Origin of the sequence: Vibrio sp. 1-Bac 57, assembly GCF_037546855.1 — a bacterium.
Lineage (GTDB): Bacteria > Pseudomonadota > Gammaproteobacteria > Enterobacterales > Psychromonadaceae > Psychromonas.
The window spans coordinates 1-23,196 of sequence record NZ_JALAAC010000046.1; the positions used below are offsets into that span (position 1 = coordinate 1).

At 36.0% G+C, this 23,196-nt stretch carries 16 protein-coding genes and 3 tRNA genes; 13 read left to right on the forward strand and 6 right to left on the reverse strand.

The genetic code is table 11. The features are described 5' to 3' along the window. A partial coding sequence (locus tag MT391_RS18860) for a hypothetical protein (RefSeq protein WP_499499520.1) occupies positions 1–659 on the reverse strand: 659 nt, incomplete at its 3' end. Between the two features lie 554 nt (positions 660–1,213). Next, positions 1,214–1,960 carry a tRNA (guanosine(46)-N7)-methyltransferase TrmB gene (gene trmB, locus MT391_RS18865; RefSeq protein WP_499499522.1) on the reverse strand — a complete coding sequence of 249 codons (747 nt, stop codon included), beginning with the start codon at positions 1,958–1,960 and terminating at the stop codon, positions 1,214–1,216. 287 nt (positions 1,961–2,247) lie between these two features. Here trmB and mutY point away from each other — a divergent pair, with 287 nt between their 5' ends. The 7 genes from mutY to MT391_RS18900 all read left to right on the forward strand — a co-directional run bounded on the left by mutY (position 2,248) and on the right by MT391_RS18900 (position 7,625). Then, positions 2,248–3,312, forward strand: a complete 1,065-nt coding sequence (gene mutY, locus MT391_RS18870) for an A/G-specific adenine glycosylase (protein WP_499499524.1) — start codon at positions 2,248–2,250, stop codon at positions 3,310–3,312. 3 nt (positions 3,313–3,315) lie between these two features. Then, on the forward strand, positions 3,316–3,588 hold the full coding sequence (locus MT391_RS18875) for an oxidative damage protection protein (RefSeq protein ID WP_028870440.1): 273 nt from the start codon (positions 3,316–3,318) through the stop codon (positions 3,586–3,588). Between the two features lie 180 nt (positions 3,589–3,768). Then, a tRNA-Phe gene (locus MT391_RS18880) sits at positions 3,769–3,844 on the forward strand. Positions 3,845–3,999: 155 nt separating this feature from the next. Further along, positions 4,000–4,075 (forward strand) — tRNA-Thr (locus MT391_RS18885). Positions 4,076–4,130: 55 nt separating this feature from the next. Beyond that, positions 4,131–4,206, forward strand: a tRNA-Phe gene (locus MT391_RS18890). Between the two features lie 879 nt (positions 4,207–5,085). Next, on the forward strand, positions 5,086–6,639 hold the full coding sequence (locus MT391_RS18895) for a phospholipase D family protein (protein WP_499499526.1): 1,554 nt from the start codon (positions 5,086–5,088) through the stop codon (positions 6,637–6,639). Between the two features lie 119 nt (positions 6,640–6,758). Then, positions 6,759–7,625, forward strand: coding sequence for a hypothetical protein (locus MT391_RS18900; RefSeq protein WP_499499528.1), 867 nt, complete (start codon positions 6,759–6,761; stop codon positions 7,623–7,625). Here MT391_RS18900 and MT391_RS18905 read toward each other — a convergent pair. Beyond that, positions 7,622–8,311 carry an SIMPL domain-containing protein gene (locus tag MT391_RS18905; protein ID WP_499499530.1) on the reverse strand — a complete coding sequence of 230 codons (690 nt, stop codon included), beginning with the start codon at positions 8,309–8,311 and terminating at the stop codon, positions 7,622–7,624. The two genes, MT391_RS18900 and MT391_RS18905, sit on opposite strands and share 4 nt — an antisense overlap. 637 nt (positions 8,312–8,948) lie before the next feature. Here MT391_RS18905 and MT391_RS18910 point away from each other — a divergent pair. Beyond that, positions 8,949–9,842, forward strand: coding sequence for a fructose bisphosphate aldolase (locus MT391_RS18910; protein WP_499499532.1), 894 nt, complete (start codon positions 8,949–8,951; stop codon positions 9,840–9,842). Positions 9,843–9,938: 96 nt separating this feature from the next. Here MT391_RS18910 and fbaA read toward each other — a convergent pair whose 3' ends face one another. Then, positions 9,939–11,015, reverse strand: a complete 1,077-nt coding sequence (fbaA, locus tag MT391_RS18915) for a class II fructose-bisphosphate aldolase (RefSeq protein WP_166371728.1) — start codon at positions 11,013–11,015, stop codon at positions 9,939–9,941. A 120-nt stretch (positions 11,016–11,135) separates the two neighbouring features. After that, a complete protein-coding gene (locus MT391_RS18920; RefSeq protein ID WP_499441170.1) occupies positions 11,136–12,308 on the reverse strand; it encodes a phosphoglycerate kinase in 1,173 nt (390 codons plus the stop codon). Positions 12,309–12,840: 532 nt separating this feature from the next. Between MT391_RS18920 and MT391_RS18925 the strand changes: the two genes are divergently transcribed. Continuing rightward, positions 12,841–15,105, forward strand: a complete 2,265-nt coding sequence (locus MT391_RS18925) for a bifunctional diguanylate cyclase/phosphodiesterase (RefSeq protein ID WP_499499534.1) — start codon at positions 12,841–12,843, stop codon at positions 15,103–15,105. Positions 15,106–15,135: 30 nt separating this feature from the next. Here the strand turns inward: MT391_RS18925 and MT391_RS18930 are convergent, their stop codons facing one another. Then, positions 15,136–15,744: a MarC family protein gene (locus MT391_RS18930; protein WP_166371725.1), complete on the reverse strand. Its 609-nt coding sequence runs from the start codon at positions 15,742–15,744 to the stop codon at positions 15,136–15,138. A 463-nt stretch (positions 15,745–16,207) separates the two neighbouring features. On the opposite strand from MT391_RS18930, the gene MT391_RS18935 reads away from it, so the two are divergent. The 4 genes from MT391_RS18935 to MT391_RS18950 all read left to right on the forward strand — a co-directional run bounded on the left by MT391_RS18935 (position 16,208) and on the right by MT391_RS18950 (position 22,792). Further along, a complete protein-coding gene (locus MT391_RS18935) occupies positions 16,208–19,384 on the forward strand; it encodes a response regulator (protein ID WP_499499536.1) in 3,177 nt (1,058 codons plus the stop codon). After that, the gene (locus MT391_RS18940) at positions 19,384–20,475 is read left to right on the forward strand and encodes a response regulator (protein WP_499441164.1); all 1,092 of its coding nucleotides are present in this window, start codon (positions 19,384–19,386) and stop codon (positions 20,473–20,475) included. The genes MT391_RS18935 and MT391_RS18940 overlap by 1 nt, the downstream gene beginning before the upstream one ends. Positions 20,476–21,051: 576 nt before the next feature. After that, on the forward strand, positions 21,052–22,356 hold the full coding sequence (locus MT391_RS18945) for a hypothetical protein (protein ID WP_499499537.1): 1,305 nt from the start codon (positions 21,052–21,054) through the stop codon (positions 22,354–22,356). 10 nt (positions 22,357–22,366) lie between these two features. Next, a complete protein-coding gene (locus MT391_RS18950) occupies positions 22,367–22,792 on the forward strand; it encodes a hypothetical protein (RefSeq protein WP_499499539.1) in 426 nt (141 codons plus the stop codon). The last annotated feature ends 404 nt before the right edge of the window (positions 22,793–23,196 follow it).

Here is a 23,196-nt window from a genome sequence, read left to right on the forward strand (position 1 = left end):
GTTATTTGATATTTAAGTGCAGTTTTAACATCTCCAAAACGGCGATAACTATTTGCTAACTCAGCTAAATTATTATTAGCCTGATAAGGTAAGTTAAGCGATTCATACATATTTTGCGCAACAATCAAGTCTTCAAGTGCATCAGTAAAATTGCCTAGATAAGACAATATTGAACCTCTAATACTTCGACCGTCGGCAATTAAACGAGGGTTTTCTATCTGGTAAGCTTGTTTAATAGCGGTATCAATTTGGGCAACGACTCCTTCATTGTCACCCAACATATGAAGGTACCAAGTTTTGCAATATTGCAAATCAATTTGAACCGGTGATGTTGAAGAATGCATGAATATTTGCAGGTATTTATCTGCATAACTGATAGCAGCTTGGATATCTTCTGTTGTTTCCTCAGGTAAATTCCAACAATTAAGGCGGATATAGCGTTTTTGCCGAGTAACATCATCTGCAGCCAAAATAGCTTTGTACTTATCGAGTAACTCACGGTTATTTTCATCAGATATAAAATAGCCAGTTTCTAACAAGTTATAAATTTCATCGGCTTTGGGGTTGCTTAATGCATTTGCACTTGCGTTAAAAACGAAGCTTATTGTAAAAATTATAATAAAGACGTGAAAAATAAGTGCTGTGAATGATTTTGCCAAGTGACACGCCCTTCTTCATCTGATTTTAATCTTAAAGTTACACTAATTTACATTATTAGCATCAAAAAAATATCGCTACACTTTAAATTTTTACAACTCTTTAACATCGCATTCATTAACACATTAGCTCTCTGATGTTTATATAATGCCTTAATTAATAGGCTTTCAGAGATATACTACTCCCTGCAGACAACAGATAAATTATTATCACTTTTTTATATATCTATATTTTATAGGCAACTACCCCCGCTCTTTCAGAATAAGTTATCACCTCTAATTTTTAGTGAGAGATGACTAAAAATTAGAGGGACACTTTTTTCTTGGACAGCTAATTACTTTTAAAATCAAATCGTAGTTAAAAAGACTATATTCATTAAACGTAAAAATAACGTAAATCAAAAAGTGCTCTAAATTAGTTTTTATAGATAATGACAAAAGCTTTCAATAATTTATGCATAAAAAAAGCGAATACTGCTCTCACAATACTCGCTTCATAGATAGTTGTTTGGGGTTTCCAACTAGAATGAACGTACTCACCGCTAAAAATAACTTTCTTAGCTAACACGCTCAAACAATAAATCCCATACGCCATGACCTAAACGATGACCACGAGATTCAAATTTAGTTAGCGGACGCCAGTCTGGACGAGGTGCGTAATCACCTTCTGAACTAATGTTTTTGAAGTTGGTTGCTGCTTGTAATACTTCTAACATATGTTCTGCATAATTTTCCCAATCAGTTGCCATGTGAATAACACCACCAATCGCTAATTTAGGACGCATGTTTTCAATAAACTCAGGTTGTACGATACGGCGTTTATGATGACGCGCTTTATGCCATGGATCTGGAAAATATAATTGAAACGTCGATAAGCTTTGGTCAGGGATCATAAACTCTAATACTTCAACGGCATCATGATTCATCACGCGTAAATTAGTTACGCCAGCTTCACCAGCATCCGCTAAACATGCACCAACGCCTGGCCCATGTACTTCAATACCTAGAAAGTTTTTCTCTGGTGCATTTAAGGCCATTTCAATTAATGACTTGCCCATACCAAAACCAATTTCTAATACCACTGGGTTATCGTTACCGAACAATTCAGTGAAGTTTAATTGCTTCTCTTGGTAATCAACACCCATTGTTGGCCACAAATCATCGATCGCAGTTTGCTGACGTTTGGTCATTCGGCCTTCGCGCTTTACAAAAGAACGAATTTTACGAATATATTTTTCTTTAGTGCTTTCAATGCTGTTTTCTTCTGTTCCATTATCTGTCGCAGACTGGTCGTGCTCTGTCATTTTTTTACCTTTAATTGGTCAGCTATAACTGTAATTGGGCTAATGATATCACTTCCATTGATTATGAGCTTAAATTTTAAACAAAGAACTTCAGCCAATACAAAGCAATATTCCCTGTAAGCAATTGTTCTGTTTATAAAATTTTTAATGCTGTCATGGTTTAGTAAAACCAATTAAATTACTCAGCTATTTTAGTGGAGTGAATATTTGCCGTGCATTATGCAATGTTATATTAATTGTGCAACTCTGCTAGACTGTTGCTCTTTTTTATTAGCGAAGAGTTTCTAGTGAGTGAGTTGCATTTTAGCCAAAGAATCAATGATTGGCACCAACAACATGGCCGTAAAACCTTACCATGGCAGTTAGACAAAAGTTTGTATAAGACATGGGTCAGTGAAGTGATGTTGCAACAGACTCAAGTGGCGACAGTGATCCCTTATTTTAATAAGTTTATGCGTTCATTTCCCTCTATTTCATATTTAGCGAATGCCCCTATTGATGAAGTATTACATCATTGGACAGGGTTAGGTTATTACGCACGTGCCCGTAATCTGCATAAAGCTGCACAGATTATTCGTGACCAATTTGATGGACAATTTCCTGAACAGTTTGACGATGTGATTGCATTACCGGGCATTGGCCGCTCAACAGCTGGTGCAGTATTATCGTTAACTTTGAATAAGCATTTCTCTATTTTAGATGGCAACGTAAAACGTGTTTTAACACGCCATCAAAAAATTGAAGGTTGGACGGGTGAAAAGAAAGTTGAAAACAGGTTGTGGGCACTCGCTGATTCGGTAACGCCAGCAAAAGATACCAATGTTTTTAATCAGGCCATGATGGATATGGGCGCGATGATTTGCACACGAAGCAAACCAAAATGCGATCAGTGCCCTGTCGCCGATGATTGCTTAGCATTAGCTGACGATTGCATGACTGCTTATCCCACACCTAAGGCGAAGAAAAAAATCCCAGTTAAAACCGCGGTGATGTTGGTACTTAAAAATAAAGAAGGGCGAATACAGCTAATACAGAGGCCGCCAGTTGGAATATGGGGTGGTTTATGGTGTTTTCCTGAATTTACAGATAGTGAAGCCGCTTTAGCGCATTTAATTGAGTTAGGTATCAACAATTATCAAACAACAGAACTAGCGACTTTTCGCCATACTTTTAGTCATTATCATTTTGATATTTCACCTATCTTGGTGGACTTTACCCAACAAGAATTAAATCAAGTAATGGAACAAAATGACCAGCTTTGGTATAACCTACAACAACCACAAAAAATTGGATTAGCCGCTGCCACAAAAAAGATATTTGCTGCCGTTAATAAAATCACGCACAAGGAATAAATAATGTCTCGTACTGTATTTTGTACTTATTTAAAAAAAGAAGCACCGGGTTTAGACTTTCAATTAATTCCAGGTGAAGTTGGTAAACGTATTTTTGATAATATCAGTAAAGAAGCTTGGGCGGGATGGCAACAAAAGCAAACCATGTTGATTAACGAAAAGAAACTAAAAATGCTCAATCCAGATGACCGAGCTATTATCCAAGAAGCAATGATTGGTTATTTGTTTGAAGATAAAGATGTAGAGATTGAAGGTTTCACACCAGAGAACAAATAAGTCTATGTTGTTTGTGACTACATTTAGAGCACATAATGCTCAAAGTACGAACAAACGCATTAAATTATGAATAAATGCGTAAAAATAGGTTGACGCTCGACGCTAAAATCTATTTAATACGCCTCGTTCCTGATTCATTAGCTCGGTCACATAGATTGAAGTTATAATCATTAACAAGATGCTTCGTTAGCTCAGTCGGTAGAGCAGAGGATTGAAAATCCTCGTGTCCTTGGTTCAATTCCGAGACGAAGCACCATTATTTAGTTTTACTGAAAAGATTTATTTCAATCAGTAAAGAGAGTGAAAAACTCTCACCAAGTGGTTCATCTTTTAATATCAGAGACGAAGCACCATTATTTAAGTTTATTGATTAGTCGATAAATAAGAGCGAAAGCTCAGAACGGTTTATGTGCCGACTTAGCTCAGTAGGTAGAGCAACTGACTTGTAATCAGTAGGTCACCAGTTCGACTCCGGTAGTCGGCACCATTTACAAATCATCGTAAGATGAAATTTATTAACTTTGTTAGTAAATAAAAGTTTTGCTTCGTTAGCTCAGTCGGTAGAGCAGAGGATTGAAAATCCTCGTGTCCTTGGTTCAATTCCGAGACGAAGCACCATCATTTAAGCCCATAGTAATTTATTACTATGGGCTTTTTTGTATCTAAAACGGAAATGTCCTTGGTTTAACTTTTTGTTTAAAAATCAGCAAGACGAAGCACCATCATTTAGGCCTCAAGCATGAAAATGTTTGAGGCTTTTTTGTATCTAAAACGGAAATTTCCTTGGTTTAACTCTTTATTTAACCCCTCGAGACCAAGCACCATCATTCAAGCCTATAGTAATTTATTACTATAGGCTTTTTTGTACCTGAACGGAAATATCCTTGGTTAGCTATTGGTTTAAAAATCGGCGAGACCAAGCACCATCATTTAAGCCGTAGGCATGAAAAATTTTGGGATTTTTGTATCTGAGCGGAAATGTCCTTGGTTTAACTCTTTATTTAAACCCTCGAGACAAAGCACCATCATTCAAGCCTCAAGCATGAAAATGTTTGAGGCTTTTTTGTATCTGGCTGGAAAGTCCTTAGTTTAACTTTTTATTTAACCCTTCGAGACAAAGCAACATCATTTAAGCCGTAGGCATAAAAACTTAGGGATTTTCTGTATCTGAGCGGAAATGTCCTTGGTTTAACTCTTTATTTAAACCCACGATACAAAGCAACATCATTCAAACCTCAAGCATGAAAATGTTTGAGGCTTTTTTGTATCTGGCTGGAAAGTCCTTAGTTTAACTTTTTATTTAACCGCTCAAAACAACACCCGATCATTCAGTCATGGCGATTACTTTAGTTGAGTCAACCTTTTATCAGCTGTCTTCAGGAGCGCAGAAACAAAGCGATCATCAACAATTGGTAATTAAAACAATAGAAAGGATTAAGATTTGTTATTATTTGCTAATCAATCGCTATCAACATAATGACTAAGCAAGGACATCGAGTGCCATTATTTTCTTATTGTAATTCTTTTAAGCTATTCAGTTTAACGGTGAGTTTACTGTTGCTGGCTGCTTGTACGCCTCCAGAAGAGCGTTTTACGGCGAGTAATGAAGATTATTGCCAAGATATTACTTTTCAAACTAATACCTCCATAACAGAGCAGCTTGCACCCTACTCATCTTATATTAAAGATAACAAAACCGGTGTTTATGTATTGGAGCAAGGTACTGAAGCGATGTTTACAAGAGCGTGGTTAAGTGAGCATGCCGAGAAGACGATTGATGTGCAGTACTTTATTTTTTCCACTGATAATATTGGGTTATTAGCGATCGATTATTTAGTACGAGCTGCAGATAGAGGCGTCAAAGTACGTATATTAGTTGATGATATTATGTTGGATGCTAAAGGCGATGAATTATTAACTTTAAATGCGCACCCTAATATTAGTATTAAGATATATAACCCCTTGGCTAATGTTGGCAAAAATCTATTACAAAAGCTAACCAACCTTACCACTGACTTCCATGCATTCAACCAACGTATGCATAATAAGACTTTTACCGTTGATAGCCTGGTTTCGATCACTGGCGGCCGTAATGTAGCTGATGAATATTTTGGTTATGACCATGAGTATAATTTTAGAGATAGGGATGCTTTGTTAGTCGGTCAAGCAACACAACAAATTGAGCAATCATTTAATCAATTTTGGCAGCATAAATTAAGTGTACCGGTCACTGAGTTATTAACTCAAACCGATACGAATATAACGCCTAACTTTGAAAAATTACATCAATATGCCTGTAACCCTAAACACTTTTTACCCGAGGTTAGAGCACAAATAGAAGCGATGCCCGCTGCCTTTAATCTGGCGGTTGAGTCAGGCGATGTGTATTGGTTAAATAATGTAGAGTATGTATCAGATGCTCCGGGTAAAAACAATGCAAAAACATTTCTGGGTGGCAGTGGGATCGCTACTGAACGCTTAATACAATTGATTAAACAAGCTAAAAGCTCTATTACCATACAATCCCCTTATTTGATCACTACAGAGCTCAGTGAAGAACTCTTTAAGTCCCTCGTCGCTAAGGGAGTAGAAATAAAGATATTGACCAATAGCCTGGCCTCTAATGATAACTTAGATGCTTTTAGCGGATATCAAAGAAGTCGCAAGGCATTACTTGCAACAGGAATACAGATTTTTGAATTTAAGCCAGATGCCAAGATCAGGCAAAAAGTCATGTCTCAAGAGATGGTTCGTCAATTAAAACAGCAACCTATTTTTGGTTTACATGCAAAATCAATGGTCATTGATGATCATTTAACGGTCATTGGTACATTTAACTTAGATCCACGTAGCGCAAACTTAAACACTGAAAGTATTGTTGTGATCCCTTCAAAGCCTGTTGCAAAAAAGGTAAAAAAGGTGATGTTAATTGAAATGCAGCCAGAGAATGCATGGCAAACAACAGTAGATTGGAACCCTGATCAAGAGGTTGATTTAAGTAAACGCTTAAAAGTTAAAACGCGCACCATTGTGCCTAAAAGTATTTTGTAAAATGCAAAGAGATCACAGCAAGATTAAAAGTAAGCCCTTGTATTCAAAACAGAGTATAGCTGAAAAGACTTTCTGTTTTAAAAAGTTGTCTTTTTTGCACGTTGTTAGGGCGAACTTAAATGTTTTATGAAGGGACTGAAAAACGTTTAGTGATCAGCACTAAACGCCTTAACTTGTTTGATTTTGCAGATAGCTTTTGGTCAGACTTAGTCGCGCACTCTGGTGCAGAAGTATTATCAAGCATCACTAATGCAAACGTAAAAGCTTACTTACTTTCGGAATCAAGTTTGTTTGTATGGCAAGATAAACTTATTTTAATTACCTGCGGCAATACGCAACTGGTTAAAGCCGCTTTATTTGTTCAGCAACAATTTACTAAGCAACATATCAACACCCTTCTCTTTCAACGTCATCAAGCCTTGAAACCACAATTACAGCGTTCTAACTTCCAACAGGACACATTGCTATTAGAAAAGCAGTTTAAGGGCCAAAACATGCATTGGCGAGACGGCTATCAAGGGGATTTATTTGTATTCGGGGAGGTATCTGAAAATAGTATAATAACGCAAAGTATTTATATGCTACATGGATTAAATAGCGCTTTTGCCAACACACTCCAAACAAAAATATTAGACAAAAAAGCCGTTTTAGCTGCATTAAAGCTCGATTTGCTATTTGATCATTCTCTATCTGATGACTCGTTATTGGATAAGTCGCTATGCAGCCCAGGGCTGAATAATTTAATAATTGATCATTATAGCTTTAGTCCAAAAGGTTATTCTCTGAATGCTATTTGTGGTGCAGACTATATTACTCTGCACTTAACTCCAGAAAAAATGAGTACCTACCTCAGCATTGAAAGCAGTTTTTCAAAACAACGATGTGCCCATTTTATAAGCCATTTACAACAACTATTTCTACCCAGTGAGCTGAAAAGTATGCACTTCAACTCACTGTCACAACAGTTATTGATCAGTGTTGATTAAGGGTTTAATAAAAATACGGCTTCCACTCGCTCATTTATTTCTATCTGATTATTTTGATAACTTTGTGCAATTTGATCACTTTCCATTGCTCGCATCAAAATAGGCTGTGCATTGTTGTTATGGTAATTAACTGAATACACACTGCCTAATGAAGCGTGATAGCTTTTAGCCAATCCTTCAGCTTTATTAATAGAATCTTGCACCGCCAAGTCACGCGCTTTTATTTGCCACTGTAATGGGTCTTTAAGTGCATAGTTAATTTGGCCAATATTTGAAATATCATTCTTCACTAAAATCTGTAAAAACTTATTTATTTTTTCTACATCGTCTAACTGATAACTTAAATTACGCGTTGCTTTAATGCCTACTTGAGTACGCTTTTTCTCGATATATTCGTACTCAGGGCGTAATTGCACATCAGCACGAGTTAGCAGCGCTTGATCAAAGCCATTTTTTTGTAATTGAGACAGCACTTGTTGTACTTGCAAATCCACTACCTGTTTAGCATTATCTGCATCATTTTCTAAGGCAATAGACTGAAATTGGACACGAACAGTATCTGGTTTCACGGCTATTTTTGCCGCGCCTGAAACTGATATATGCGGTTGTTCAGGTAATGTTGCAGCCTGCCCCGATGTTGTCACCGTTAATAAGCAGCTCAGCAGTATTGCATTGATTATTTTCATGTTTCCTCTCAGATTAGGCGGTTAATAATAAAGCTATATATTACCTAGGTTCGTCACTTAATACCAAGTAGCAGAAGTGTAAGATTGTAAATAATTAAATGACATCAATTCACTTATAGATAGAGCATCAATCTAAGTTATAAGTAAAGCACCGCCCTAGTTTTATCAAACCTTGCTCGTATAAAGTGTTCAGAAAAGACAAGATACTCCTTATTGCTTATTGCTTATTGATTATTGATTATTGATTATTGATTATTGATTCGTTAAATATTTATCGTATTTAGCTACTTTTCTTAACTGTTTTTCTAACTATTTTTAGTTGGTAATTTACAGTAAAAATAAATGCGCTAACCTAATAAAAATTAATGTTAACCAAAGATTGTTAGGTATAGAGTAAGTACTCATACAGTTAAATGTATCAACTCCACTTGTTTCAATATAGGGACAGTCTCTTTGAGCGGATATTTATTAATTTTTGTTAACGTTTGTTTGTCCAAAAATAAATTAAGATCCTTTCAAACCATGGAAATACTAAGTGATTCAAATCTGAGCTGAACCTTAAATCCAAATGATAATCATTTGCATTTAAGCAATATTCAATGTATGTTGTGTATAACTAACTTTCAGAGGCTCAGCCATGCAAACATTTGAGAAACAACTTAATAGATTTAAAACAGAACCAGGATTTATAGCTGCATTAGACCAAAGCGGTGGCAGTACACCTACTGCACTTAAAGCTTACGGGGTAAACGAAGATGCCTACGATACCGACGAAGAGATGTTTAATTTAGTGCATAAAATGCGTTCTCGTATTATCACTAGTCCTTCTTTTAGGGGTGACCGCGTGATTGGTTCTATTTTGTTTGAAAATACCTTAGACCGCGAAATTGAAGGAAAGGCATCCTCACTTTATTTATGGGAAGAAAAAAATATAGTGCCATTTCTTAAAGTGGACAAAGGCTTAGAAGCGCAAGCTAATGGCGTGCAATTAATGAAAGCCATTCCAGGCCTCGAAGCTTTATTACAAAAAGCAAAAGCTAAAGATGTATTTGGCACTAAAATGCGTTCAGTCATTAAATTAGCAGATCCGGTTGGTATACAAGCGCTAGTTGAGCAGCAATTTAAAGTTGCTAAACAAATTTGTGCTGCGGGTTTAGTGCCAATCATTGAGCCAGAAGTAGATATAAATAGCCCGGAGAAAGGTGCTGCTGAAGTATTATTAAAACAAGAGATTTTAAAACAGTTAGATCTATTGAACAGTAATGAATTGGTGATGCTTAAGGTATCTCTGCCTGAGACTGCAAATTTCTACCAAGCGTGTATTGCTCATCCTAATGTGGTTAAAGTCGTTGCTTTATCTGGCGGTTATCCAATTGAAGAAGCAAACCGTCGATTAACCGAGAATAATGGAGTGATTGCTAGCTTCTCGCGAGTATTGACCAACAATCTCTTTGCAGAGCAAGCAGACGCGGACTTTAACAGCGCTTTATCTGCGACTATTGAGCCTATCTATATTGCTTCAAAAACATAAGCTTTTATAGTCGAAAGTGAACTGCAAAAAATGGCAAAAAAAAGCCAGCAATTAAGCTGGCTCTATTCTTATAATATTAACGAATAAAGCGTTAAATTATAGAACGTCTACTGCATTAAGGTCAGAGAAAGCTTTCTCTAAACGAGTAACCATTGATGTTTGACCTGCGCGTAACCAAACACGTGGATCGTAGTATTTCTTGTTAGGAGCGTCATCACCCGTTGGGTTACCGATTTGACCTTGTAAGAAATCACGGTTAGCTGCTTCGTAAACGCGAACGCCATCCCAACATGCCCACTGTGTATCAGTATCAATGTTCATTTTGATAACACCGTAACCGATAGACTCTTGGATTTCTGCTTCAGAAGAACCAGAACCACCGTGGAATACGAAGTTTAATGAGTTAGTTGGTAGGTTGTGTTTTTCAGAAACGAATTTTTGAGAATCACGTAAAATTGTTGGAGTCAGTTTAACGTTACCTGGCTTGTATACACCGTGTACGTTACCGAAAGAAGCCGCGATAGTGAAACGTGGGCTAATTTTTGATAATTCAACGTATGCGTAATCAACTTCAGATGGTTGAGTGTAAAGTAAAGAATCATCCATATCTGAGTTATCAACGCCGTCTTCTTCGCCACCAGTACAACCTAGTTCGATTTCTAACGTCATACCCATTTTAGCCATACGCGCTAGGTATTTACCACAGATCTCGATGTTTTCTTCTAATGGTTCTTCAGAAAGATCGATCATGTGAGAAGAGAATAATGGTTTACCTGTTTCTGCGAAATGTGCTTCAGAAGCATCTAATAATCCGTCGATCCATGGTAGTAATTTTTTAGCAGCGTGGTCAGTATGTAGAATCACTGGAACACCGTAAGCAGCAGCCATTGCATGCACGTGCTTAGCACCAGAAACAGCACCTAAAACAGCTGCTTCTTGACCGTCAAGTTTAAGACCTTTACCAGCGTTAAATACAGCACCGCCGTTAGAGAATTGAATAACAACTGGCGCTTTAACTTTAGCAGCAGCTTCAAGTACAGCATTGATTGAATCTGAACCAACAACGTTTACCGCTGGAAGTGCAAATTTATGCTCTTTTGCAACAGCAAATACTTTTTGAAGATCATCACCAGTGATAACACCAGGTTGTACAACGTCTAAAATCTTAGTCATGAGATATACCCTATCTATTGTTTTAAATTAAAATCTGTTTCGTTTCGCGATTCTAAGGCAATTATGTCACAAAGAATACGCATAAAAAAGCGAGATAAAATCTCGCTCTAAACATTTGAATTAATCGTTAGCACGCAATTCTAACATTGCCACTGCCGGTAACTCTTTACCTTCAACAAACTCAAGGAAAGCACCGCCACCAGTAGAGATGTAAGAAACATCTGCAGTAATACCAAACTTGTCGATAGCAGCAAGCGTATCACCGCCACCAGCAACAGAGAATGCATCTGATTCAGCAATCGCTTTAGCGATGCCAGCTGTACCTGCTTCAAAGTTTTTGAATTCGAATACGCCAACTGGGCCATTCCAAAGAATTGTTTTAGCATCTTTTAAGATAGCCGCTAATGCCGCTGTTGATTCAGGACCTAAATCGAAAATCATGTCGTCATCTTGTACGTCTGCAACATTTTTGATTTCAGCTTCAGCGTTTTCATCAAATGCTTTTGCACATGCAACGTCTGTAGCAACAGGGATTGCACAATCAACCATTAATTTTTTAGCTGTTTCTACTAAGTCAGCTTCGTATAATGATTTACCAACATTATGACCTTGTGCTGCGATAAATGTATTCGCAATACCACCACCAACAACTAGTTGATCTGCAATTTTAGATAATGACTCTAATACTGTTAATTTAGTTGATACTTTAGAACCACCAACGATTGCAACTAATGGGCGAGCAGGGTTATCCATTGCTTTGCCTAGTGCTTCTAACTCTGCGGCTAATAAAGGACCTGCACAAGCAACAGGAGCAAATAGACCAGCACCGTTAGTAGAAGATTGAGCACGGTGAGCCGTACCAAATGCATCCATTACGTATACATCACATAATGCTGCTAATTGCTTAGATAATGTTTCATCGTTTTTCTTCTCGCCTTTGTTAAAGCGAACATTTTCAAGCACAACCACTTCACCAGCATTAAGTTCTAAGCCATTTAAGTAGTCAGTTGCTAAACGTACTGGTACGTCTAGCGCTTCATTTAAGTAATCAACAACAGGTTGTAGAGAGAACGCTGCGTTTTCTTCAGCAGACGCGCCTTCAGTTGGGCGACCTAAGTGTGACGTAATCATCACTTTAGCGCCTTTTTCTAAGGCTAATTTGATTGTTGGAATTGAAGCACGAATACGCGCATCTGATGTTACTTTGCCATCCTTAATTGGAACGTTAAGATCTTGGCGGATAAATACACGTTTACCGGCTAAATCTAGATCAACCATTTTTTTTACTGACATGATGTGTCCTCTCATTTTATTTTGAAAACTATTTTTGAAATCATTTTAAAAACTTTTTTGAAAACTATTTTAAAAACTATAAAATTTCTTACCTATTCTCTACCGGCCCAATCGTTACCTAGATAGTGACAGGCTCTGCGTTGACGCAGTCTAAAATACAACATTATGTCGTTATATTCTGAATATTTGAGCGCATTATAAACCAAAGTGTTTGTTACATCGATCACAAATCGCAATGGTGTGTAATTTACCCTTTTAATTGGGTGCAGTGGTTTGATTTATATCATCTAAGTCAGACTTCTTTTAAAACGTTTAAAAAAACGACAGAAAATCAGTTTCTTTAATGGCACAAAAAGATATAATTTATTGCATTAAACGGGCTAAATAATGCAAAAAATAGATTTACTCCTACCCTAAATGAGTAAAATATGAATTTATTCTCATATTAACACCGCCAATTAGATGATAAAATCACGCCTTATTATTTATATAAGTTATTTATACACACAAAATAAAAGAGTACCGTTAATTAATGAAGATTTTTCAGTTAATTCGCCATACCTGGCTAATCTATTTTTGCCTAGTCGTGTTCACAACTATTCTATTGCTCACTACTGTATATGGTAAATATGATGAATTATTAACAAAAAGAAAATATGAACAACTGTATATAACTAAAATAGTTAAAGCAGATATCAATTCTTTATTATCTACCTATGAGTCTATATTAGATCTTATCAATGTTGGATTTAATGAAGACCATCAATTTAATCAATCGGTGTTACAAAAAATACTAAAGAAATCGGATTTATTAGCAGGTTTTGCTGTATTTAATTTAGACGGTACTTTACGTGCAAAAAGTGACAACCTTCCGCAAAAACTTTTTGAATTGAAAGGCGATCGCTACATTGAGCAAGGCTTTTATGGTCCTATCATCGCTGATAAATTAATGATCAGCCGTCCTATTTTTTCACCTATCACTAAAAAATGGATCATCCCGATACGAAAAGCGTTGATTGATAAACAGGGCTCTGTGACAGGTTTTTTATTTTCTGCGATTCTTATTAATAAATTACAACCCAAGTGGCCCCAATCAAAGTCCTTTGGCAACTCACTAATGCTGACTCTCGATCAAAGTTTCTATCGTCTTTTAGACACTGCAATGGGCTCTAAAGAATACGCAGAGAATTTTTCAACTCCGTTTACAGAACAACAACGCAATGAAATAGAAAAAGAACTCAAGAAACAAAATTTAACGCTTGAAATGTTGCGTGATACAGAAGAAGTGGTTCAATTCGGTTTCAATAACAAGGATAAAGAGGAATTACATAGTTTATCCTTTAATAAACAATATCAATTCTGGACGCATGCTAGCCGCTCATTAACCAGTATTACCAGTCAATTACTTTACACATCAGCCTATTACTTCATTTTATATTTTATCTTTTTAGCGGTGATTTTTTTCCTGTTCAAATGGATAATCAGAATAGAAAAAAATAAGTTAACAGAATTGGCCTATAAAACAGAACATGATGATTTAACTGGTTGTTATAATCGTTCAGTATTACCCTATTTAATCCATGATCTAACCAACGTTAAAAAACCATTTTCAATGTTATATATCGATTTAGATAACTTTAAAAATATTAACGACTCTTTTGGACACAAATATGGGGATGCTTTATTAAAGGCAGTTAGTCTTCGAATTCAACAGAGTTTAACAGGGGAAAAAGGGAAATTAGGTGATTTAATTCGCTATAGTGGTGACCAATTCATTTTATTAATAGAAATGGAAAATAAACAAAATATATCTGATTTTGCTAAAAAACTACTTGATGATTTAGCTGAGATGCACTGTATTTTTAATCACAGCTTAACTATTACTAGCTCAATAGGTATAGCCTGTTATCCGCGCGATGCAAAACAGTTAGACACTTTAATAAGCTATGCTGAAAATAGCATGTTGATAGCGAAAAAAACCAAAAATCACTATCTTTTCTTTTCACAAGAAGTCCATCAACATCTGCTCAAACAAACTGAAATAGAACAAGCATTACGTACTGCTATTGAAAAAAATGAAATCAGTCTCGTTTATCAACCGCAAATGGACACATTTAATAAACTCTACGGCGTAGAAGCATTGGTACGCTGGGAAAGTAAAACGTTAGGTGTTATAGCACCGGATATTTTTATACCTATTGCAGAAAAAACTGGCTTAATGCCAATCCTAGGCCAACACATAATGAACAGAGCTATGTATGAAATAAGTAGCTTACAACGCAAGTCAAAAACAACGTTTGCTTTGTCGATCAATGTATCAGTGAGGCAGTTTGTACAGACAAATTTTTTTGAAGTGTTAATTAAAAGTATTCTCTATTTTGGAGAGAAAAACCTGCCTATTACTATCGAAATAACTGAAAGTTTATTTATTGAAAGCATTGATGTACTTCGCCCCATTTTTACTAAAATGAAAGATCACAATATCTCCTTAGCTTTAGACGATTTTGGCACAGGCTACTCCTCTCTTAGCATGCTTAGAGACGTGCCCATTGATGAATTAAAAATAGATAAAAGCTTTGTCCAAGACATCAACAAAAATAAAACAGATAAAGCGATGGTGAAAAGTATTATTGGTATGGGAAAAAACTTAAACATGCGAGTATTAGCAGAAGGCGTTGAAACAGCGGAACATGCAGAGATCCTTGCTGAATACGGATGTGATTTATTTCAAGGCTACCATTTCTCTAGAGCTTTATCGATCAAAGAGTTGGAGCAGTTTATTCAACAACGCCAATAAAGCGACATACATATTCATACGAGCAAAAAATTAAAGTAAAAAGTATTGCTTGATACCTGCTAGGACATTGGCCACCGCTACGGAGGCTAATATCATGCCCATCACTCGGCTAATAAGGCTCGCACCCGCATTGCCAATAACCCGGTGTATTTGGCTCGCCGCTAACATCAGTAACATTGTAATCAACAGGACTAGAAGCATAATTAACGCGGTTTGAGTTTGCTCCCAAATACTATAACTTGAATTTTCAGTTAATAAGACAATGCCTAGCATCGCGCCTGGACTGGCTATTGATGGGGTCGCGATGGGAAAAATGGCAGCTTCATTTTGCTTGGCTGACATCTTAAGTTCAATATCTGGTTTACTCTCTCCAAATATCATCGATAAAGCAAACAAAAACAGTACTATCCCTCCCGCTATTTGAAAAGCAGAGAGAGGAATTTCAATAGAGGTCAGGATAAATTCACCGGCGACTAAGAAAAAAAGCAAAATAACAGCTGAATAACCTGTCGCTTTTAGCGCTACTTTACGTTTCTCTTTATGGTCAAAATGACTAGTAACAGCCATAAACACAGGAACCGTACCAATCGGGTCAATAACTGCAAACAAGAAAATAAAAGTCGCGACATAATCAATCATAATAATATTATTCCTGTTTTATTTAATTGCTTTTGATAAATAATATACCATAAAATAGTTATGCCCATCACATAATCAACACTCTATTCGTAGAAAAAAAAGCTCGATATTATAATGTTTAATCACAGTATTTATTAATTTGATCATGTACAAATGAAGTAAAAAGCCTACTATTAACTATCAAGAGGTAAAAAATAGACATAAGTGACATTTTACGATGAATTGAGGGAGCTGATTTGTTGCTTACTTAAAGTAATGAACGACCTGTAACAATCGACAATAAATCAGTTATATTTGACTTTTATTGCAAAGCTATTTTTCATAAAAGAGCGCCGTTATCACTACAATTGACTCTAACATGATGATCTTTCGAGCATTCAAGACATACTAACAGTAACCACTATTAACATTAATCAGCCATTAATATTATTAAAAAATGTGCTTAAAGAGGATCTAGGCAAACATGAAACTTTCAAAAGCATCTATCTATGTTTCCTTGTTTCTCTCACTGATCCTCTGTGCAAATTATTATGTCACTTTGGAAGTGAAAAAAGCTTACAACAATCTGATACAAACACAACAACATAGTAAAGCATCTATTAGCCTCACCAATGGATTACAAGTAGAAACTAACGAGCTAGCGCAATTGGTTAGGCTTTTTATTTCGACCAGTGAAACACGTTATCTTTTTTATTATTACGATATTATTGCAATTCGAAATGGCACTAGGCATGCACCTGACAACTATATCCCGTCATTATATTGGGCAGACGTAATTGCCGAAAGGAAACCTCACACTGCATTAGCAACACAAGGAGGTATTTCGTTAACCACAAAAATGAAAGGCTTAGGCTTTACTCAACAAGAATTGCTATTACTTCAAGAGATTTTAAAGGCACTCGAAACATTAAAAAATGTTGAACAAATAGCCTTTGCCAGCACACAGGGGTTATATGACATTAAGGCTAATGAATATGTTTCTGACGGAGTACCGAATGTAGAGTATGCGAATAAATTAATATACAGCAATACGTATAACGCAAAAAAAGCCACACTCTCACACGCTTTATTCAACTTATCACAACAAGTACAAAAGCGAACCGATAATGCAGTACAGGAAGCGAGCACACTTTTAAATACTTTAATAACAAAAGCGAGTATCGGTTTGCTATTAACCTTTATCCTCATTTTTCTTATTTACCTGTTGTTTAGGCAATTTATTTTAAACCCTATAAGTTTACTTTCAAAAGTCGCTGAATGTTTAGCAGCGGGGCAATATTCGACACGCGTTTCTAAAATGCGAGCGGCAGAAGAGTTATTAACGTTAGGAAAAACGCTGGACCACATGTCTGAATCCATTGGCAAAGATATAGATAATAGAAACATAAGCCAAAAGAAATTAGAACATGCAAACCTGATAGTACAGGAAGCAACACAAGCCAAATCGATATTTTTAGCGAATATGAGCCATGAAATAAGAACCCCAATGAACGCTATTATCGGTATGGCCTACTTAGCGTTGAATACCAAACTTTCCTCACAACAAGCCAATTACATAGAAACGATTCATAATGCGGGACAATCCTTACTTAATATTATTAATGATATTTTAGACTTTTCAAAAATAGAAGCAGGCAAAATAGAACTGGAAAAAACCTCATTTCAATTAGAAACGACGGTGACCAATTCATTGTCCTTGGTCAAGCAAAGCTTAGCGAAAAAAGACATTGAAATGTTAGTAGAGATAAAAGGTAATTCATTATTGAATGACACTAAAGTGCTTATTGGCGACTCCATTAGACTCGGTCAAATATTAAATAATCTATTATCAAATGCGATTAAATTTACTCAACGTGGTTACATTAAACTCACTATCTCAACGGTAGAAAACACCGCTACACAAACTACACTTAACTTCTCAGTGGAGGATACTGGTATAGGTATGACAGATGAGCAAGTGAGTCGGTTGTTTCTAGAGTTTGAGCAAGCTGATAGCTCAACTACACGTAAGTATGGCGGTACAGGTTTAGGCCTTGCTATCACAAAGAATTTAATCGAGTTAATGGATGGAGAAATAAAGGTTAACAGCACGCCACATGAAGGAACTATTTTTTCATTCAGCGCAAAATTTGATTTACCAGAAAAGCAGCCTCTTTGCCATAACCAAATCAACGTTGCAAATTTACGCGTGTTAATTGTTGATCAACAACAAAAATCAAGGTTGCTTCTACAAGCAATGATGCAACAACTTGAAGTCGGCAGTGAGGTTGAGCATGACATTGAAATGACCGACAGCGGCCTTGAAGCCCTTCTCATGATACAAAATGAATATGATGCAGGAACACCTTATGATTTAGTCTTTTTTGATTGGACTAATAAAGATATTTCAGGAAAGCAGTTTTTACAATCCCACTGCGAGAAAAGATATTTAGAGAAAACTAAGTTGATTATGATGTCTGCCAATGAATATGGAAATATGCATAAAATAGCCACAAAATATGCACTTGAATATTTATTATCTAAACCTATTTTGCCGACTACGCTGAAGAATGTATTCAACTCCATTACCGCTTTAGAAAGCAAATTCACTCAGTCTGATTCAACTAAAAGCGAATTAAGTCTACAGGGTATTAGGATTTTATTAGTAGAAGATAATAAAACCAATCAACAGCTCGCGATAGAATTATTAAAAATGAAGGGCGCGTTAATTGATACTGCAAATAACGGGCAAGAAGCAGTACAAAAAATATTAAATGGCAAAATAACGCAATATAATATCGTGTTAATGGACTTGCAAATGCCTATCATGGATGGCTATGCAGCGACTAAATTATTACGAGAACATCAAGAATTTGCAGGCTTGCCTATTGTGGCGATGACAGCGCATGCGATGGAGCAAGATATTAAGAAAAGCCGTCTTTATGGCATGAACGGACATATATCAAAACCAATAATTCCCGAATTACTCTACGCCACAATTTATGAATTGCATAATAAAATGACTCTGTTGCCCCATGCAGTGAAAACGAATGAAACAATCAATAACAAGGACACATTTGCTCCTATTGTAGGGTTGAATACCGCCCAGGGATTAAAAAATTCAGCCGGAAGAACTGATTTATACCAAAAAGTGTTAGTTAACTTTTTCAACGATTTCAAAAATTTCCCTGAAAGGTTTACATTATTATTAGAAGCAAGAGATTGGAAGAACGCGGAGTTAATGGCTCATTCCTTAAAGGGGTTAACGGAAACAATAGGTGCTAATCAATTGACTCAACCTGCCGTTGAGCTTGAGCAAGTGTGTAAACATGCAAGCTACTCTTCGGCGACAGTGATCCTAAATAAACTACTCACTGAATTAACCCCATTATTAATCGAATTAAAAAAAATACAGCTTGATAGTGAACCTCAAAATATTTCAACAAAAACTGCAATTAACGATGTACTTATATTATTAGAGCGTCTACTTTTAGAGAGCGATGTAGAAGTTATCGAACAATGGAATAGAAACTATCCACTATTAACAGATGTATTACCTGAAAAAACTCTTTTACAAATTAACCAATGCATCAATAATTTTGAATTTGATAGTGCTTTAAATCACTTACAAGAATATAAAAATAGAGAAGGAATGTATTAATGACAGGGTTAAATGACAAACCTACTATTTTAATTGTGGATGATACACCGGCAAATCTAACCCTTTTAATGGGCTTACTAAAAGATAAATATCGGATTGTAGCGGCTAACAATGGAAAAAAAGCGATTGAACTTGCACTAGCTTCTCCTCCAGACTTGATATTACTTGATATCATGATGCCAGATATCGATGGCTATGAAGTATGTACTCGCCTAAAAGAAAGTGAAATAACACAGCACGTCCCTATCATATTTTTAACAGCTAAAGTGTCGGTAGAAGATGAAGAGCATGGTTTTGAATTAGGTGCCGTAGATTTTATACATAAACCTATTAGCCCCTCAATAGTGATGGCGAGAGTGAATACGCATATTAAGCTGAAAGCTTGGCAAAGTTATTTACTTGATAATAACACTTGGTTGGAAAAAGAAGTGTCACGACGTTTAGCTCAAGTGAACCAACTACAAGATGCCACTATATATGTGATGGTCTCGCTTGCAGAGTTTCGAGATGAGTGCACAGGTAACCATATTCGTCGCACACAGGAATATGTTCGGTCACTAGCAGAGGAGCTGTCTAAATTACCTCATTATGCATCTACCTTAACCCCTGAAGTCATTAACTTGATCACCAAGTCATCGCCATTGCACGATATTGGTAAAATAACCATACCAGATAATATTTTGCTTAAACCAGGCAGGCATACAGAGGCTGAATTTGAAATAATGAAAACTCATTCACAACGTGGTTATGACATTCTAAAACAAGCCAGTGGCTTAATGGGTGGGCAAGGTGAACTACTCAGTTATGCTATGGATATCGCACTGTATCACCATGAAAAATGGGATGGTTCAGGATATCCAGAAGCATTAGTAGGTCATAATATCCCATTAGCGGCTAGGTTAATGGCTGTCGCCGATGTCTATGATGCTTTACGCAGTGCTCGCCCATATAAAGAACCTTTTTCACATCAGCAATCAATGGAGATAATTGCTAAAGGTAAAGGCCATCATTTCGACCCTGAAATTGTTGAAGCTTTATTTGTAATTGAAGATCAATGCATATCAATCATAGATAACTGGCCAGATGATTAAAGCGTACTATTTTGATTTACCCTATTTATCGCTGTTGTACCTAACCTTAGAGCTAAATAATGACGGTAGAATGAATAACGTTAATATTAATGAATTAGATAGCCAAAATTTATTCTTTTTTCTCCAACCTAAAAAATTGAAATGATTATTAACTAAAAAACCCATTAGGTGATGCGGTAACGTAATACGTGAAGCATCACCCTATTCTCCCGCATAAATACTCCGGCAATACAGACTACAACTAGGCTAACTCTTTTTAGAATAAAAAGTGACATGTTTTTATTTTCAATAATTTTAGATATCGATGTAAGTCACTAAGAATGTTAATAAAAATTAAATCCCTGTTCTAATAAGTATTTAACAACCAAAAAGATCAAATAAAAAAAATAAAATGGTCTAATATATAGTTAATATAGGGTGTATAATGAATAATAAGCGCTTACAAAAGCTAAAAGACTCATAAATTTTTTAAATTTAAACCCTTACAACACAAAACAGAGTAGATAAAAAAGAATACGATTCTGTGAAATACTGATATCAATAAGTGGGCTAAATAATTTATGTTGGAAATATAACTTGGCTATCAATAGTCTTTCTCATTACAAACTCCTAATTAAAATGTTACCTCTGGCTATGCTTTATCATAACAATGCAAACGCAGAGATAAGTTATGATTTTTCAGGCTTTGGTACCCTAGGTTATGCTGTTTCAAATAATCCCTCACCATATCTTCAATATATTGATAACGAAGGAACTTTTTCAAGAGACAGTCTAATCGCAGGGCAACTCGACATTAGATTTTCTCCCAAGTTAAGTGCAACAATACAAGCTAAACTCGCAGCCAATAACTCACAAGCTAACGGAGTGGATGTTGATATCACTTGGGCTTTTTTATCTTACCGCCCAACCAATGACTGGCTATTCCGTATCGGCGAATTACAAGTACCTGGTTACCTAAACTCAGTGAATAGAGATGTGGGTGTCACTTATGATTACGCCCGCTTACCTGCAGAAACTGATTCAACCTCTCCCATATATCACTTCACAGGAGCTGCAATTAGTAAAACATTCAACTTTGATGACAGCGACTTCACTGTAGATCTCTATGCTGGTAAAAAAACAACAGATCTTCGCTACTATATTGGTAATGATATACCAGGTGCTTACACTCAAGGCAGCAGCTATAACCAAGTGAAAATTAATCTTGCAGGCTTGGCCTTTAGTTACAAAACACCTAAACATACCTTTGTTGCAGCAATCCATAGAGTAAAAGTGAAAAATGAAGGAAGTGAAGAATGGTTAAAAGAGATCGGATTCACTGAGATTATACCCGGTTCAGATATCGGGTATTATAACAATGATCCTAGCCGTGGAGCCTCTATAACCAATCGCTTTGATTTATATATTGCTAATATTGGAGCAGATATTTCTCTTGGTAATGACCTTCGCTTAGCTTCTGAGTTAGTGTACAGAAAAACCAATGATCTTAATGTTGGTATAAATGGTGTTTTAGGTTACGTATCACTACAAAAAAGAATAGATAAATGGACTCCTTATATCTTCTATTCACAGATTAAGACATTCAGTAATGATTTAAAGAAACATCAGCGAATAGATAGTAATCAAGTCCCAAGTGCAATTCCTAACGCAAGCTCAATCAATGCATCACAACATGTTATAGCGGATATTTATCAAGCATATGACCAATTCTCTGTTTCCATTGGTACATCCTATCGTTTTAGCCCAGTGAGTGTATTAAAAGCTGAAATAATGTTTGTTGAAGTTGATCAAACATCAAGTCTATTTGATGTTTCATCTCAGAATGAAAGTAGTGATTTCTCGACAACGATATTTTCTCTCTCCTATAGCTTTGCTTTTTAGGAGGTGACAAATGACTAATCAAGGACTCATTATTACCTCATTGATATTAATACTTTTTGTTTCCGCTCCTGCTCAATCAGAGCTAGTGGTAATAGGCAATAGTAAAACAGTATTTTCAGAACTCAATACACGTATTATCAGTCGAATTTATACGGGTAAAGTAATAGAAATTGAAGGAGTTTCCGTGATACCTGTTAATAGCACACAGACAACTTCTTTACGGAATAGATTTTTAGAAAAGTATTTGTCACAGGATGAAAATGAATACTCAGCATATTGGACAGTGAGACGCTTCATTGGCAAAGGAACCCCACCTAAAGAATTTGCATCAGTAACAGATATTATTACTTACGTTGCTGAAACACCCGGCGCAATAGGTTATATCGACACCGATTTAATCTCTCTCCCTAGCTCTGTAAAAATATTAAATCAGTAGGTCATCACTAACTACTCCACTGCAAACGAAGAATAAATAAAAGCCTGATACAGAAAGCTTAAATCGTTGGTGTCAACTAGTTTTATATTTTTAACTTCACATTAATGCATTAAAGGGATCTATTGATAGACTCAACACCTGTTAAACACCTCTATTTAGGTATATATTAATATTATTTATCATACAAAATATAAAATAATCAACAACTAAGGCAAATAACTTCTAGGCACTAAGATCAATCTCCAACGTACAGTATAGTTGAACAGTAAATTAGAAGTTCATGGATGAATTGAAGTAATCTAATGGTAAGCAATATGTTAAGGATGAAAGTTGAGTAAAAAGTATCTTTATTATTATCAAGGACTGATAACAATTATATTGATGTCATCGCTTTTTATACCCTC

Excerpts from the sequence above, each read along its gene's own strand:
- MT391_RS18950 (WP_499499539.1), top strand. The coding sequence starts at position 22,367 with ATGACTAATCAAGGACTCATTATTACCTCATTGATATTAATACTTTTT.
- MT391_RS18910 (WP_499499532.1), top strand. The coding sequence starts at position 8,949 with ATGCAAACATTTGAGAAACAACTTAATAGATTTAAAACAGAACCAGGA.
- MT391_RS18920 (WP_499441170.1), bottom strand. The coding sequence starts at position 12,308 with ATGTCAGTAAAAAAAATGGTTGATCTAGATTTAGCCGGTAAACGTGTA.
- MT391_RS18875 (WP_028870440.1), top strand. The coding sequence starts at position 3,316 with ATGTCTCGTACTGTATTTTGTACTTATTTAAAAAAAGAAGCACCGGGT.
- MT391_RS18940 (WP_499441164.1), top strand. The coding sequence starts at position 19,384 with ATGACAGGGTTAAATGACAAACCTACTATTTTAATTGTGGATGATACA.
- fbaA (WP_166371728.1), bottom strand. The coding sequence starts at position 11,015 with ATGACTAAGATTTTAGACGTTGTACAACCTGGTGTTATCACTGGTGAT.
- MT391_RS18900 (WP_499499528.1), top strand. The coding sequence starts at position 6,759 with ATGTTTTATGAAGGGACTGAAAAACGTTTAGTGATCAGCACTAAACGC.
- MT391_RS18930 (WP_166371725.1), bottom strand. The coding sequence starts at position 15,744 with ATGATTGATTATGTCGCGACTTTTATTTTCTTGTTTGCAGTTATTGAC.
- MT391_RS18935 (WP_499499536.1), top strand. The coding sequence starts at position 16,208 with ATGAAACTTTCAAAAGCATCTATCTATGTTTCCTTGTTTCTCTCACTG.
- MT391_RS18905 (WP_499499530.1), bottom strand. The coding sequence starts at position 8,311 with ATGAAAATAATCAATGCAATACTGCTGAGCTGCTTATTAACGGTGACA.
- MT391_RS18925 (WP_499499534.1), top strand. The coding sequence starts at position 12,841 with ATGAAGATTTTTCAGTTAATTCGCCATACCTGGCTAATCTATTTTTGC.
- trmB (WP_499499522.1), bottom strand. The coding sequence starts at position 1,960 with ATGACAGAGCACGACCAGTCTGCGACAGATAATGGAACAGAAGAAAAC.